Genomic DNA, 15,399 nt, shown 5'->3' on the forward strand with positions numbered 1-15,399 from the left:
TCTATTTTTATATTAAATATAACTGCAAAAGTAAGTTATTTAAAACTCAAAAGAGTCACAGGTCTATCTAATTTTTGTTCTACAGTCGATGGAAATTGAAAAGTCACTATTTGACAATCTGCAAGAATTTTTTGGCTTCGATACCTTCAAAGGGGATCAGGAAGCTATTATAACAAACCTTCTCAATAAAAAGGACACGTTCGTTATAATGCCTACAGGAGGCGGAAAATCTATTTGTTACCAGTTGCCAGCACTGATGAGTGAGGGGACTGCCATTGTTATCTCTCCATTGATTGCCTTAATGAAGAATCAGGTGGATCAACTTCGTGCCTTTGGAGGAACGGATAGTATTGCACATTTTTTAAATTCGTCTCTGAATAAGGGCGATATTACGCGGGTGAAGCAAGATGTTAGTTCCGGCAAAACGAAGTTGCTTTATGTCGCACCGGAGTCCTTAGCCAAGGAGGAAAACGTACAATTTTTAAGACAGATTAAAGTTTCCTTTGTTGCCGTAGATGAGGCACATTGTATTTCAGAATGGGGGCACGACTTTAGACCGGAATACCGTAAAATCAGACAGGTGATTAACGGTATTGGGGAAGGTATTCCTATTATTGCGCTTACGGCGACTGCGACCCCTAAAGTACAGTCGGATATTCGTAAGAACTTGCAGATGAATGACGCCGTCTTATTTAAGTCGTCATTTAATCGATCGAATCTCTATTATGAGGTGCGAACCAAAAAGAACGTTATAAAAGAAATTGTCAAGTTCATTAAAAGTAATTCGGGTAAAACCGGTATTATATATTGCCTGAGCCGAAAAAAGGTAGAGGAGATCGCAGAGGTTCTAAATATTAATGGAATCAGAGCTTTACCGTACCATGCCGGTCTTGATGCAAAGACGAGAGCCGATACACAGGACAAATTCTTAATGGAAGATGTGGATGTGATCGTGGCTACGATTGCTTTCGGAATGGGGATTGATAAACCGGATGTACGGTACGTTATCCACCATGATATTCCGAAGTCTATGGAAGGTTACTACCAAGAGACAGGACGCGCGGGGCGTGATGGAGGAGAGGGATACTGTTTGGCGTTTTACTCGGAGAAGGATGTGGAGAAGCTGACCAAGTTTATGAAAGATAAACCCGTTTCTGAGCGAGAAATTGGTACGCAGATACTTAAAGAAGTAATTGATTACTCGGAATCATCGGTTTGTCGACGTAAACAAATATTGCACTATTTTGGGGAGCGTTTCGATGAGATGGGCTGCAACAATATGTGTGATAATTGTCGAGCACAGAAAACATATTTTGACGGCGAACAATCGTTGTTAGAGGTGTTAAATTTCATTAAGAATGAAGGGGGTAAGTTTGATGATCACCACATTATTAATGTTTTGATCGGTCAGAATAACCAACCGATATCGGCTTATAAACATGATCAGCATCCTTTATTTGGAAAAGGAAAAGAGAATGGTGTAAACTATTGGAATTCATTAATCCGCCAAGCGGAGTTAAATGATTTCGTGAAGAAGGATATTGATCACTATGGTCTTTTGCAACTCACCGAGGGTGGAAAAAAATATATCAATAATCCATACCCTTTAAAATTCATTCTGAATCGGCCTATGGAAAAGGCGGAAGATGACGGTGGTGATGAGGTTGTTCAAGGGAGTAGCGCTTTAGATGCTGAACTTCTGAAGATGTTAAAGGAGCTTCGTAAGAAAATCGCAAAACAAAAATCATTACCTCCTTTTGTTATTTTTCAGGATCCATCGCTGGATGAGATGTGCATGCTTTATCCTATTACCTTGGAGGAGTTAAAACAAGTTCAAGGAGTTGGTGCTGGAAAAGCGGTGAAGTTTGGGGCACCCTTTGTAGAACTGATTAAAGCCTACGTCGAAGAAAAAGACATCGATCGTCCACAGGATCTGATTGTAAAGAGCACGGCAAACAAGTCCGCATTAAAAGTCTCTATTATTCAGAATATAGATCGTAAAATCGGATTAGAAGATATTGCATCGTCTAAAGGAATCAGTTACGAGGATATGTTGAAAGAGGTGGAGTCTATTGTAAACTCAGGAACTAAGCTTAACCTATCGTACTTTGTTGATGAAATGATTGATCAGGATCGTCAGGATGAGGTTTATGATTATTTTAAAACTGCGGAAGTAGATTCAATAGAAGAGGCATTAAATGTGCTTGGCGAGGCCGACTATTCTTTCGAGGATATTCAGCTGATGCGAATCAAGTTTATGTCAGAGTTAGGAAATTAATTAATAATATATATGATTCAGAATTATTTACCGGGAATTAAGAATGGCGATTCAAAGCAATTCTTTTTAATGGCTGGTCCGTGTGCAATCGAAGGCGAGGAAATAGCGTTACGTATTGCTGAGCGTATTGTCACCATTACGGATAAATACAATATACCGTATATCTTTAAAGGATCTTACCGCAAAGCAAATCGTTCACGCGTAGATTCGTTTACAGGTATTGGAGATGAGAAAGCACTTAAAGTCTTGGAAAAAGTCGGGAAAACTTTTGGTGTCCCAACCGTGACGGATATTCATGAAAGTCATGAGGCTGCTATGGCCGCTGCTTACGTAGACGTACTACAGATTCCTGCATTTCTGTGCCGTCAGACGGAACTGCTTGTCGCTGCTGCAGAGACAGGTAAAGTTGTCAATATTAAGAAAGGACAGTTTTTATCTGCTGGTTCGATGCAATTTGCGGTGGACAAAGTAAAGGATTCGGGGAATGATAAAGTGTTTTTGACGGATCGTGGAAACACTTTTGGTTATCAAGATTTGATTGTAGATTTTCGTGGAATTCCTGAAATGCGTGGTTTTGAGGTTCCTACTATAATGGATTGCACACATTCCTTACAACAACCGAATCAAACTTCCGGTGTAACAGGAGGGAAGCCAGCGTTGATTGAAACGATTGCAAAAGCGGCAATTGCCGTAGGCGCAGATGGTTTATTCATAGAGACACATCCAGACCCTGCTAATGCAAAATCTGATGGCGCTAATATGCTTCATCTGGATCTATTAGATGGTTTATTAGAAAAGCTAGTACGTGTACGCGAAGCTATTTTATAATAGCGCGCTATCAGGTGCGTAGCGCAAAGGATCCCTTACACTAAAAAATGTAAGGGATTTTTTTATTTTTTTCCGATTCTGAAATTCTTTTTCTGATTATGAACTTGCGTTTTTTTGAAATAGCCCTATATTTGCCTATCTATTTAAAATAAGTCTAAATAAAAAGAATATGAATTTTGTTAAGCGCATTTTACTACTATCCTTAATCGTACTTGGCGGCAACCAAGTCGTTAACGCCCATGCGGTGTGGCTGGAGAGCAACACTACGGGAATTAAAAATCAATCGCAGTCCGTACGTGTTTATTATGGCGAATACGAAACCGGTGAAAATGAAGCGACCAAAGATTGGTATTCCGATTTAAGGGAGCTGACTGTTTCTATTGTGCATCCCGATGGTTCGGTTTCCACACTTCCTTTAACCGATAAAGGAGACTTTTTAGAAGGTGCCTTTGTACCAACTAGTGATGGACACTACGCTATATTCACGAGCCATGCAACGAAAGATCTTGGAGGAGATACACGCTACGAGTTTGTAAGCCAGGCAACGGTCCAAGTTGGAAACGTGGCTGTGGCGGGAAAATGTCCCTTAGTTTATCAGCTACAAGTAGCGCCGAAAACTTATAAGCAGAACGATACCGTTCGCATTCAGTTGACAGAGAACGGCGCTCCACTGTCTAAGAAGGATGTTTCTGTGATGTCTCCAAGTGGATGGAGTAAAACGTACAAAAGCGATGCAGAGGGTTTTATTTCGATTCCTACGTTATGGTCTGGTCGCTATGTCGTAGAGTTTGGAAATATGATGCAGCAAGAAGGGGACTGGCATGGAAAGACGTATAAAAAGAATTGGCAAGGATTAACGACGAGTTTCATAGTTCAATAATAGGGTTTTACCCAAAAAAGGCGTCGCTCTGAACGGCAATTCTTTGCGACGCCCAGGTTAGCCTAACGGCAATTAGGCTAACCCATTTACTACGTTAAGCGCGTAGTGTTATCCATAATGTGTTACAATTAAAGATGAGCCAAAATAACAAAATTTTACTAACATTTTGCATGCTCCTATGTGTTTTAGGAGGTCATGCTCAACAACCATCAAATTTTTACAAAGGACTCGTTCGCTCGAACGGTCAACCGGTTCCCGATGCTAGTGTGAAAATTGATAAAAAAACTATTCGGGCAGATGAAAATGGTGCTTTTACCTTTTCTGGCGTAAGTGGTTCTTCTGTTGATGTTTCTGTTTCAGCCCTCGGTTTTCAACATTTGCGACAAGCCCTGACGCTGGGAAAGGCGGGCGAGGTGTATACGTTTTCGATGCAAGGTCGGGAGACGGCGATTGATGAAGTTTCGGTGCTGGGCTTTACGCCTGTGAAAGAAGTAAATCGTCAAGCATACAATGTAACCGCTATCGATGCGACCAAACTTTATAATACGACGATGAACATCGCTAATGCGTTGGATCGCGTAGCTGGTGTTCGGGTTCGGGAATCGGGCGGTGTGGGTTCGAACTTCAACTTGTCGTTAAACGGTTTTTCAGGTAATCATGTCCGTTATTTTATTGATGGGATACCGATGGATAATATGGGGTCTTCTTTTCAGATCAATAATATTCCCATCAATCTAGCCGAACGTGTAGAAGTCTACAAAGGCGTTGTTCCTATTTGGTTGGGCTCTGATGCCTTAGGTGGAGCTATTAATATTGTAACCTCTATGAAGCCCCGTAATTTTGTAGACGCCTCTTATTCATACGGTTCCTTTAATACACATCGTACTGTCGTGAATCTTGGTACCACAAGCAAAAGTGGATTTACTTTTTTACTGAATGCTTATCAAAATTTTTCAGACAATGATTACAAGGTTACACTCTCTGTAGCAGATATAAACACAGGGGCTTATTCGGAAAATATTAAGCTACGTCGTTTTCATGATCAATACCATAACGAAGCTGTTGTTGCGCAGGTAGGCGTGGTTAACAAACCTTATGCGGACCGTCTTCTTGTCGGTTTTACAGCCGGTAAGAACTATAAGGAAATCCAAGCTGACGCTCGTATGAAAGTAGCCTACGGCGGGATACATCGTCGCGGAACGACTTTAATGCCGACATTGAAATACCAGAAAATGAATCTGATCGATGGCCTAGACGTAACGGTAAATGCGAATTATAATTTCGGGACAGAGAAGAACATTGATACATTGGATCGTCGTTTTGGCTGGTTTGGTGAAAGTAAACCTAATCCAGGTGGAGAGCGAAGTAAGCAGCTCTATGTTTATAAGAATAATGAAGGGATAGCAACGTTGGCCGCTAATTATAAAGTAACGGAAAAGCAGTCCATTGCCCTGAGTAGTACAGCAACCACCTTCAAGCGTGAAGGCGAAAATGAATTGAATCCGCAAGCCAACAACTACGAAGTAACCAAGCGGACATTCAAAAACATGATGGGGCTGGGGTATAGCTATGATGTTAAAGATGTGTGGAGTGCGACATTGTTTGGAAAGTATATTTTCCAGAGTAATAAGGATGGCGATCGGCCTACCATGAATATGAACCGCTTTGGTTACGGTTTGGCAACGACTTATTTCCTCGATCCGGAATTCCAGTTGAAAGCATCCTATGAATTGACCAATCGCATGGCTACAGCTTATGAACTGTTTGGTGATGTGGAGAATCAAGATGCGAATCCTGATTTAAAACCGGAAAGAAGCCATAATATAAACCTGGGTGCCTATTATGGCTGGAAGATCAATGAGGATCATCGTTTCCGTATCGGTGGAAATCTTATCTACCGTTATGCGTTTGACTTTATTTTCACGCGTCTTAACAATAATCAATCGAAGTTGATTGCAGACAACCGGGAGGGCGTCAGCACCCGAGGGGCAGATATGGAATTCAATTATTCGTATAAAAACTTCCTGACCCTAGGTGGTTCTTTAACCTACCAGTATTTACAGAATAAGCAAGAGATAGAACCTGGGTACACAGGAGTTAGCCCATTGTTTAATGCGCAGATGCCTAATATTCCGTATTTGTTCGGTAATACAGATCTGGGTTTGGTTTTTCGTGATTTCGGAAAAAAAGGCAATGTGCTTAATGTGAATTATAACTTGTTATATGTCCATCGCTTTTGGCTGTATTGGCCAACGATGGGCGGCACAAGTGCAGATGACAAAAAAAGGGAAGTGCCGGGGCAGCTAGCCCACGATCTCCGGATTGGATATAGCTTGAACAACGGTCGTTACAATATTGGTGCAGAAATACGCAACATAGCAGATGCACAACTCTACGATAATTTTGGCTTACAGAAGCCGGGACGCTCTTTTGCAGTGAATCTACGGTATTATTTTCAACAGGTTAAATAATAAAACATACATCTAAATACAAATACATGAAAAATACAAAATGGGCGAGTTTAGCACTTGCCGCGTCAGTCTCTGTGAGTGCATACTCTTGCAAAAGTGATAGTCCTGATCTACCTACAAACAAAGGGAATTATGTGCTCGCAGTTACTCCAATTGCTTCAACTGGTGTTGCTGATTATTTGGTAACAGTTGATAATCTGGAATCCGGATCAACTACAATTTTAGGAAATGGTGTCGAGCAAGATGGTACTTATCGGTATTACGTGACACATAACAATAAGTTCTTCAGCATGCTTTATGGACAAGGAAACCCGGGGGCTGTTACAACATATAGTGTACAAGAAGGAAAACTAAAAAAGCTGTCTGATTTTCAGTCGGAAACGGTGCAGGCATTTGCTCCGGTAAACGAAGATATTTTGATGCTGAAGATCCCACGCAGTAATACCAATCCACTGGCTAACTACTATAAAGTGAATACCAATAGCTTGTTGATTTCTGGAGAAGGTACTTTAGATGTTCAGAAAGTAGCCGGCAATGGTGAATCTGCATTTTTCACTTGGATAAAGCAGGTTGGAAGTAAGGTGTATGCTCCGTATATGTCTATCCAAGCTTGTTGTAATGCCGCATTTGAAACGGCATACCCAGATAGTGCCTGGGTTGCTGTTTACTCGTATCCGGATATGAAATTGGAAAAAGTTATAAAAGATAACCGAATGAGTTTTGTGGGACGTTACTTTACGGATGGATTAGGTGTAGATGAAAAAGGAGATGTATATGCATTTTCGTCAAGTATCGGAACAAAGAATAAGGTAATTACATCTACAAAACCATCTGCAATTCTAAAGATCGCCTCAGGAAGCACAGAGTTTGATAAGAACTATTATTTCAATGTGGAAGCTGTTAGTGCGGGGAAAAATATTACAGATTGGATTTACGTTGGACAAGGCAAGTTTGTTGTTTTAATGACAACAAAAGAAGAAAAAGGCGCCTATGAGTCAGGGAAGCATATTGGTATTGTAGATGTATACAATAAGACTTTTAAAGATGTTACCGGGATGCCTGATTTAGATTTGATCAAGGACATTACAACGAATAATTATTCTGCAAAAGACGGTTCGGCCTATATCGGTGTTGCCATGAAAGATGCAACAAGCTTTGTGTATAGAATTAATGCGAGTACAGCAACTGCGACACAAGGACTCCGCGTCGAAGGAGGTTCGATTACAGCTGTTACACGGGTCGATTAACCGCCTGTTTTAACGCCTACGTCTAAATTACAAAAGGTCCTTCGTTTGATACTGTGTGTGTTGTACGGTATCTAACGAAGGGCACTTTTTCATTACAACAATTAACAATTATGACAACATTAATATGTTTACTCTTTTTTACAGCCTTTCTGGTTTGGATGTGTACATCTAAAAAAGTGAACTGGAAAAACAAAGGGAAGTTATTTGACCAACTGGCACAGAAACCCCAACGAACAAAGTATATCGCTACGCTGATCTTATGTGTTGCTTTTTCGCTTTGCGTCGTAACGTTAGGTTTTGGGGCTGGGATCTTTGCGGGTATTGTTATCTTAATGGCAATGGGAAGTCTGGTGGTTTTATTATTTCCATTCCAGTATTTGAATGTAAGGTGGTTAGGCGTGTTATTTCTCCTTTGTTTTCTTATTGAACTATCTTTTTAAGTGATATGCCAGCTAATAAAAAATACTTAACCAAATCTCCATGGGTACGTCTTTCTCGTATCCTTGCCGGAACTGCGGGAGGTTATGCCGTAATGGTGAGCTTTCACTATTGCCTAACGTATGTTTTTCCGCAAGAAGATGTTATAGCAACAGCTTTCTTTACCGGGTATATATTATGGGCTTTCTTGCTTCTATGGGCTTTTCTGGAAACCAAGGTTTGGCGATTGTATGCCACTTACCTCGGATTGACGCTTCTATTTGCATTACCCTATCTTTTTAAACTAACCTAATAAAATGAATCAAAGACGGTATAATATATATTTTCATACCCATACAATTAGCGGAATTATTATTGCCGCTTTACTGTATGTTATTTTTTTTGCAGGGTCTTTTTCCTTTTTTAGGGATGATATCTCAGCCTGGCAAAAAGGGAAGTCCGTAGCAAACCAAAAACTTGACGCCGATTATAACTACTTGTTGGATTCTCTTGGGGAAAAATACAATACGAAGGGACGAAATTTTGACTTCTATGTGTTGCGACAGGGGCATGGCACGTATGTCAATATGAGTACATCGCAAGACACAACGATTAGCAAACCAAAACCTAAAGAGGAACGAAAGGGACGTCGTAGAGGACGGGATAAGGACGGTGATTCAGCTTACTTCTTACACTATTTTACAGATAAAAGCCAAAGTTCTTATGATGAAGGCTATGATATGGGCGAATTTTTGTATCGCTTACATTTTCTTGCTCAAGTCAACTATATTCCGATTCGGATCGGTACGCCGTTTGGTTATTTGCTCGCAGGTATCGTGTCATTTTTGTTTTTATTTGCATTGATCACCGGATTATTTTTGCATTGGGATAAGATAAAGAGTAATTTCTTCATCTTCCGGCCCTGGAGCAAATGGAAAACAGTATGGACCGATATGCATACGGCGCTTGGCGTTATCGGTTTTCCATTTCAGTTTGTTTTTGCCGTTACCGGCGTTATACTGATTGTCAACTTTGTGCTCATTTCACCTTTTAGTAAGCTATTGTATGAAGGGGATCAAGATAAATTGTATCGAGACTTGCAATACACGAGAGGAGCAGAGGTTGCCTATACGTATAACCCGATGCAAAAGGATTTCGACCTCAATGCTTTTGTAGCGTCATGGCAGCAAAAATGGGGGAAAAGTCAGGTTACACGTGTATATATACGGAACTATATGGATGAAAGTATGGAAGTCATTTTGGAGTCTACACCTTTCAGCCAAACGAGTTTTGCAGGGTCTGGGTATACACGTGTGCAGATTGCTACGGGGAAGATTGTGGAAGAAAAGTCCCCTTATACCGATGGAAATCATATCGACCGTGTTAAAAGTTTAATCTATCACCTTCATTTCGGCGATTTTGGCGGAAAGCCTTTGCGCATTGTATTCTTTGTATTAGGTTTAATGGGATGTGTCGTTATTATCTCTGGAATCATGATTTGGTTGGTAGCCCGAGATAAAGTCAATGTGCCAGCGTACAAACGAAAGTTTAACTTTTGGGCGGCTAATTTCTTTCTGTCGATGTGTTTGGCTATGTTACCCGTTACCGCCTTTACTTTTATCGTGGTAAAAGTACTTCCAACGGTGAATATGACGGTCATTTTTTCGGCTTACTTTTACAGTTGGTTGGTGCTGACCATCTATCTGATGCTTTGGCGAAACCTCACTGTTGTGAACAAGCATGTTCTTTTACTATCTGCGATATTGTGCTTCGCCGTACCTGTAGCGAACGGGATCGTAACGAATTTATGGTTCTGGAACGCCATAACAGTGCGCGCTTTTGATATTCTATTTATCGATATGCTATTCTTGGTGCTCAGCGTTTGTAGTGTTCTGGGCTTTATTAAAGTGAGAAAAGATGGTAAGGAGTTTAAGATTTTGAAAACGCAAAAAAGTTAAAAAAATAGAAACCTTTGCTACCGGGCGATAGCAAAGGTTTCAAACCAATTATTAACCTAAATTATGAATTAAACTATTCGCAATATCTATGCCATAAAACATCTGATCTTTGATTTTTATTAATTTATTGTAAAATATTTTAATCTTGTGTTTTGTTTTTATAAAACGCTTACTTTTTTACGGATCATTTCCTTCTTTACATTTTCATGTAAGAATGACCTTAAAATATTGCTTATCTTGCTTCCCTATTTTAGGAAATAATTATTTCGTATTCATGAGATGTGAACGGTATGACTACCCTGTAAAAATATGGATTCAACGATCTTTGGTGTTTGCGCTAACCACTACCGCATTGATAGCTTTGGCTACATATACGGCGGGATTGATGAGTATGAACGCTGTTTATCAGATTTCATTTACCTTCTTGATTATTCTGATTGTTGCTTTATGTAACTTGTTTATCCACGTGGAGAATAGGGTAGAGGATCCTATTAAGTCGCCTTTTCACGTTAAGCTGGCTAGTTTTACGACTTCTGTATTTGTGATCTTTTGTTTCGATCTACTCGAAGATGCTTTAAATGTAAAAGATCCCAAAATACGTGACCTGATTTTAGAAAGCCCTTGGCGGAATTATTTTATAATTAGTATTCAAGCCTGTTTGCTGAATTTTATTGTATTACTGTGGCTTTACTTTTTGATGTCAGATCACTTTAAAGCGCAGCATCAACTGGAGCGCAGTCGGTTGGAAAAATCAACAGAAGAAGCGATAAACAAAATGTTACGCCAACAAATACAGCCGCACTTTTTGTTTAATGCATTGGCGACGTTGAAGTCATTGATTCGGAAAGACTCGGACTTGGCCGAAGATTACCTGGTGCGTTTGTCCGATTTTTTACGGATTACTATAGCGGCAACGAAAACAGAAGAGTTGACCTCCGTACAACAAGAGATTAAGTTGTGTGAAGATTACCTAGATATGCAGAAGATGCGGTTCGGCGAAGCTTTGAATTACCAGATCGAAATTCCTGAATCTGTGCTTGAAAAACGGCTTCCTTTCTTTTCTATTCAACCGCTGGTCGACAATGCTTTAAAGCACAATGCCTTTACCATTGATGAACCTCTTTGCATTGAAATTAGGGAGACCGATGATTGGTTGATTGTCAGTAACCGTAAGAACGTGAAAAAGATTGCCGTAGAATCCAATGGAAGTGGCCTTCGGAATTTAATGGATCGTTATGGTAATTACTTGCTTCAAGGGGTTGTTATCGAAGACACCTCGAATCGATTTAATGTGAAAATAAAATTGCTATAGTATGAATGTCGTTATTATTGAAGACGAAATGCTTGCTGCGGAAGATCTTTCACAAACCTTGCAGCGTGTTGCGCCAGAGGTGTCTATCTTGGCACATCTTAACTCCGTGAAGGAAGCTATAGACTACTTTAAGGAAGCCCAAGACGTAGACTTGATCTTTTCAGATATACAATTAGGGGATGGGATTAGCTTTGAAGTATTTGATCAGGTAGAGGTTCTGGTACCCATTGTTTTTTGTACTGCCTATGATGATTACCTTTTAGATGCTTTTAAGACCAATGGTATTGATTATATTTTAAAACCAATCTCGGATACGGCTATTCGGGGAACGATGAATAAGTATTTCAGTTTACAGAAAGTCTTGGTAAAGGAAATGGGAAACCAAGGGGGCGGTATATCTCCCGTGTACCAGCATCTTATTGATCAGGTTAAACCCAAACCTTCTTCCATCCTTGTCCATCAGCAAGATCGTATTATCCCATTGAATCTGGATGATATAGCGCTGTGCTACATTGAACATGAGAATGTGTTTATCAAAACATTTAAAGGAAAGGATTTTCTGGTTATAAAGACGCTCGATGAGCTTGAAAAACAATTAGGTGCTGATTTTTACCGTGCAAATCGGCAACATCTTCTTTCGCGTCATGTTTTGCGACATGCAAGCTATACGTTAGCACGTAAATTGGCCTTAGACTTGATTGTTGAGCACCGTGAACGCATTTATGTAAGCCGTGAAAAGTCATCTTCTTTTCTGCGTTGGTTAGAGCGTGGCGTCGGGTACGATTAATGTTCCAAATCGATTCGGATGTAGTGCAGTTTTTCGGGATCGCTGCGCGGATGATGAATTGTTCGGTTCACCCTTCATTTTGTCCGTTTCACACCTAAAAGCTTTTGCATTTATAACGCTATTCTTCAACTTTATAGGACATTAAAAAGTTTGTAAATATAGTCGTTATGTTTGTTTCCATTTTTAAAACTACTGCGAGTAACAAGAAGGATAAACTCTCTATTTTTGAAGTACTCCGGAATTTAGGTGTCCGTTTATCGGTGACCCTTGACTTAAGCGATGAAGACCGTGTATTACGGGTGGAGTCGAAGAAAAATATCACAGGAACTATTATAGAGGCGCTGAACAGTAATAAGTTTTACTGTGAGGAGCTTGGAACCTTTTTATATGGGTATCCTGTAAAAGCATAAAAGAGGGCAAAATTGCCCTCTTTTATGCTTTTACTTGTTAAAGTAAGCTCGTATTTCTAATTCGTCATTTTTCATCTGTTCCTTCATCGCATCCAATGACTCAAACCAACGATCATGTCGGATAAATTTTAGAAATTTCACCCGTATTGTCTTGGTATAGATATCGTCTTCAAAGTCCAATAAGTTGATTTCGATTTTCCTATTCATGCCATCCACTGTTGGTCTTGTACCAATATAAGCCATACCTCGCGCCACACGCTCAGGCTCCGGATGTATATAATCGCCACTACCGATAGTGGGTACATGTGGGTATATTTCGGCTTCTACAGCATAAATACCGTATGCAGGAATCAATTTATGAGATTCATGGATATTGAGGTTTGCGGTCGGGAAGCCGATCTCGCGCCCAATCTGGTCACCCCGAACAACAGTTCCTGTCAGTTCAAAAGGATACCCTAGATACTTATTGGCCGTTTCAATATCCCCTTTAATGAGAGACTCTCTGATTCGTGTCGATGAAACAGCGACATCTTCAATGTCTTGCTCCGGGATCTGATCTACACGGTAATCGTAAATACTGGAATAATGTTTCAAATCTTTCATCGAACCTTTTCGGTCTTTTCCGAAATGATGATCGTAACCAATTACGATTTGTTTCGTGCCCAATTTACCGACTAATACATTACTGATATACTCTTCGGGAGTTTGATTGGAAAAATCCCGTGTAAATGGGGTAACAATCAAATGATCTATCTTAGCTAAGGCTAGGTGATGTGCTTTTTCTTCAATATCATTAATCAGCCGTAAACTGTCGTCATCCGGATTGATAATGAGACGTGGGTGCGGAAAAAAGGTAAGCAATACTGTTTCACCATTGTTTTCCTCTGCACATTCTCTTAATTTAGATAAGATCTTCTGGTGGCCTATATGTACTCCATCAAATGTGCCTATCGTTACGACTGCATTCGATAGGGGAGTAAATTCATCTAAGCTTCTATATATCTTCATTCCTTTTTAATAGGATAAGTAATTATTGTTGATTGTCCACCTTTTGCTTCCTAATCTCTTCAATAAGAGTTTCCAGCTTCCAGGCCTTATCGACATGAAAGTCTCCACTCTTTGTCCGGCGCAAAGCACTGAGGTGTGCACCGATGCCTAATACTTTGCCAAAATCGCTGGCAATAGATCGGATATAGGTGCCTTTTGAACAACTGATGCGAAAGTAAACATTTGGTCCTTCAATTTTCTCGATTTCGAAGGAATTGACAATAACTTTACGTGTCTTTAATTCAACTTCCTCTCCACGCCTTGCTTTTTCATAAAGGCGTTCACCCTGCACTTTGATAGCAGAGTGGGCTGGGGGATACTGCTCAATTTCACCTTCAAAAGACTTCGCCGCCTTTAACAAATCGGCTTCGGTGATATGATCGTATGCGAAAGTTTGATCTATTTCAGTCTCTAAATCAAAGGAAGGGGTTGTTGCACCGATAGTAATACAGCCTGTGTATTCCTTATCTTCCGCCTGAAAAGAGTCTATTTTCTTGGTTAACTTACCGGTACATATAATTAATAGCCCGGTTGCTAAAGGGTCTAAGGTTCCTGCATGGCCAACCTTAAGCTTGAGCGGCTTCATGGTATTGCGAAGTTTACCTACCACATCAAAACTTGTCCATTCCAAAGGTTTATCTACCAGTAGTAATTCACCTTCCGCAAACTGAAATGGAGAAGAATTTGTCTCTTCTAAATTTGTCATTTATATAATCTGCAGACTATGTCCGCTCAATAATAATCCAATAATCACTAATCCAACCACAATTCGATACCAACCAAAGGCTTTGAATCCATATTTGGTCAACACGTCAATAAATGTCTTAATTGCAACGATTGCCACAATAAAACCAACAATATTTCCAACGATCAAAAGGTTGATCTCCTCGCCAGTAAACGTGTGTCCTTCTTTAAAAAATTTGTAAAGCTTCACGACTGAAGCACCTAACATCATAGGGATGGCTAAGAAAAAAGAAAATTCTGCAGCGGCCTTACGCGTCAGGTTTTGCGTCATTCCCCCGACAATCGTACTCGCCGAGCGCGATGTACCTGGGATAAGCGCTAAACATTGGTATAAACCAATGATGAATGACTGTTTATACGAAATGTGGTCTGAGTTTTCGATCGTAGGTTTGTTGAACCATTTATCAACGAAAAGAAGGATAATCCCGCCAACGACCAGCATAACCGCAACCATTAATGGGCTTTCTAATAAAGAGTCAATGAAGTCGTTCAAGATTAAACCCAATATCGATGCTGGAATTGCTGCTACAACAAGCTTGTAGTAGAAATCCATGGATTTAAAAAAGCGCTTAAAGTATAGTACTAAGACGGACAGGATCGTGCCTAGCTGTATCACGATCGTAAATAATTTTACAAAAGGAGAGGGTTCCATCCCCATAAGTGCTGTACCAATAATCATGTGTCCCGTAGAGGAGACAGGTAGAAACTCAGTAAGCCCTTCAATGATTGCTAAAACAATCGCTTGAAAATAGGTCATTATTCTTGAATGTTTTTCTTTTTAGGTTTATACAAAATAGCCACAAATCCCAACGCAAAACCAAGAACAACAACAAGCGGAGCTAATGTTATTTTAGTGAAGCTGTAAATATCCTCTGTTCCCATCATTAATATGAAACCTAGGGCAACAACAGCAATACTTGCAATAAAAAGTTGATAATTTACTTTTTCAAAAGCGAAATTCACTTTTGAGGAATCGGATTTTACCGATGAATTTTTTTGTTTTTTTTCAGACATATCTAA

The 15,399-nt window shown here is 40.0% G+C and carries 15 protein-coding genes; 11 read left to right on the top strand and 4 right to left on the bottom strand.

Translation table 11 applies throughout. The annotated features are described in order from the left end of the window. Positions 1–88 precede the first annotated feature (88 nt). The 11 genes from recQ to B9Y69_RS10160 all read left to right on the top strand — a co-directional run bounded on the left by recQ (position 89) and on the right by B9Y69_RS10160 (position 12,588). The gene (gene recQ, locus B9Y69_RS10110) at positions 89–2,278 is read left to right on the top strand and encodes a DNA helicase RecQ (RefSeq protein WP_085472821.1); all 2,190 of its coding nucleotides are present in this window, start codon (positions 89–91) and stop codon (positions 2,276–2,278) included. Positions 2,279–2,290: 12 nt separating this feature from the next. After that, positions 2,291–3,106, top strand: coding sequence for a 3-deoxy-8-phosphooctulonate synthase (gene kdsA / locus B9Y69_RS10115; RefSeq protein ID WP_085472822.1), 816 nt, complete (start codon positions 2,291–2,293; stop codon positions 3,104–3,106). A 169-nt stretch (positions 3,107–3,275) separates the two neighbouring features. Continuing rightward, on the top strand, positions 3,276–3,986 hold the full coding sequence (locus B9Y69_RS10120; protein ID WP_085472823.1) for a DUF4198 domain-containing protein: 711 nt from the start codon (positions 3,276–3,278) through the stop codon (positions 3,984–3,986). Positions 3,987–4,156: 170 nt separating this feature from the next. Further along, positions 4,157–6,457 (top strand): TonB-dependent receptor domain-containing protein, encoded by a 2,301-nt coding sequence (locus B9Y69_RS10125; RefSeq protein ID WP_200811780.1) that lies wholly within the window; start codon positions 4,157–4,159, stop codon positions 6,455–6,457. Between the two features lie 26 nt (positions 6,458–6,483). Next, positions 6,484–7,704: a DUF4374 domain-containing protein gene (locus B9Y69_RS10130; RefSeq protein WP_085472824.1), complete on the top strand. Its 1,221-nt coding sequence runs from the start codon at positions 6,484–6,486 to the stop codon at positions 7,702–7,704. A 110-nt stretch (positions 7,705–7,814) separates the two neighbouring features. Beyond that, a complete protein-coding gene (locus tag B9Y69_RS10135; RefSeq protein ID WP_144036542.1) occupies positions 7,815–8,144 on the top strand; it encodes a DUF3325 family protein in 330 nt (109 codons plus the stop codon). A 5-nt stretch (positions 8,145–8,149) separates the two neighbouring features. After that, positions 8,150–8,434, top strand: coding sequence for a hypothetical protein (locus tag B9Y69_RS10140; RefSeq protein ID WP_085472826.1), 285 nt, complete (start codon positions 8,150–8,152; stop codon positions 8,432–8,434). A 4-nt stretch (positions 8,435–8,438) separates the two neighbouring features. Further along, positions 8,439–10,079 carry a PepSY-associated TM helix domain-containing protein gene (locus tag B9Y69_RS10145; protein WP_085472827.1) on the top strand — a complete coding sequence of 547 codons (1,641 nt, stop codon included), beginning with the start codon at positions 8,439–8,441 and terminating at the stop codon, positions 10,077–10,079. A gap of 274 nt (positions 10,080–10,353) precedes the next feature. Then, the gene (locus B9Y69_RS10150; RefSeq protein ID WP_159451830.1) at positions 10,354–11,391 is read left to right on the top strand and encodes a sensor histidine kinase; all 1,038 of its coding nucleotides are present in this window, start codon (positions 10,354–10,356) and stop codon (positions 11,389–11,391) included. Position 11,392: 1 nt separating this feature from the next. After that, on the top strand, positions 11,393–12,178 hold the full coding sequence (locus B9Y69_RS10155) for a LytR/AlgR family response regulator transcription factor (RefSeq protein WP_085472829.1): 786 nt from the start codon (positions 11,393–11,395) through the stop codon (positions 12,176–12,178). Positions 12,179–12,345: 167 nt separating this feature from the next. Beyond that, on the top strand, positions 12,346–12,588 hold the full coding sequence (locus B9Y69_RS10160) for a hypothetical protein (RefSeq protein ID WP_085472830.1): 243 nt from the start codon (positions 12,346–12,348) through the stop codon (positions 12,586–12,588). Positions 12,589–12,618: 30 nt separating this feature from the next. Here B9Y69_RS10160 and B9Y69_RS10165 read toward each other — a convergent pair whose 3' ends face one another. From B9Y69_RS10165 to B9Y69_RS10180, 4 genes are read right to left on the bottom strand one after another with little or no spacing between them, the layout of a single operon-like run. Then, on the bottom strand, positions 12,619–13,596 hold the full coding sequence (locus tag B9Y69_RS10165) for a bifunctional riboflavin kinase/FAD synthetase (protein ID WP_085472831.1): 978 nt from the start codon (positions 13,594–13,596) through the stop codon (positions 12,619–12,621). A 22-nt stretch (positions 13,597–13,618) separates the two neighbouring features. Continuing rightward, positions 13,619–14,341, bottom strand: coding sequence for a tRNA pseudouridine(55) synthase TruB (truB, locus tag B9Y69_RS10170; RefSeq protein ID WP_085472832.1), 723 nt, complete (start codon positions 14,339–14,341; stop codon positions 13,619–13,621). Next, positions 14,342–15,136, bottom strand: coding sequence for an undecaprenyl-diphosphate phosphatase (locus B9Y69_RS10175; RefSeq protein ID WP_085472833.1), 795 nt, complete (start codon positions 15,134–15,136; stop codon positions 14,342–14,344). It abuts the gene before it with no gap. Continuing rightward, positions 15,136–15,393 (bottom strand): DUF3098 domain-containing protein, encoded by a 258-nt coding sequence (locus B9Y69_RS10180; protein ID WP_085472834.1) that lies wholly within the window; start codon positions 15,391–15,393, stop codon positions 15,136–15,138. Before B9Y69_RS10180 ends, B9Y69_RS10175 begins: the two co-directional genes overlap by 1 nt. Positions 15,394–15,399 lie beyond the last annotated feature (6 nt).

It is taken from the genome of Sphingobacterium psychroaquaticum (assembly GCF_900177625.1).
Lineage (GTDB): Bacteria > Bacteroidota > Bacteroidia > Sphingobacteriales > Sphingobacteriaceae > Sphingobacterium > Sphingobacterium psychroaquaticum.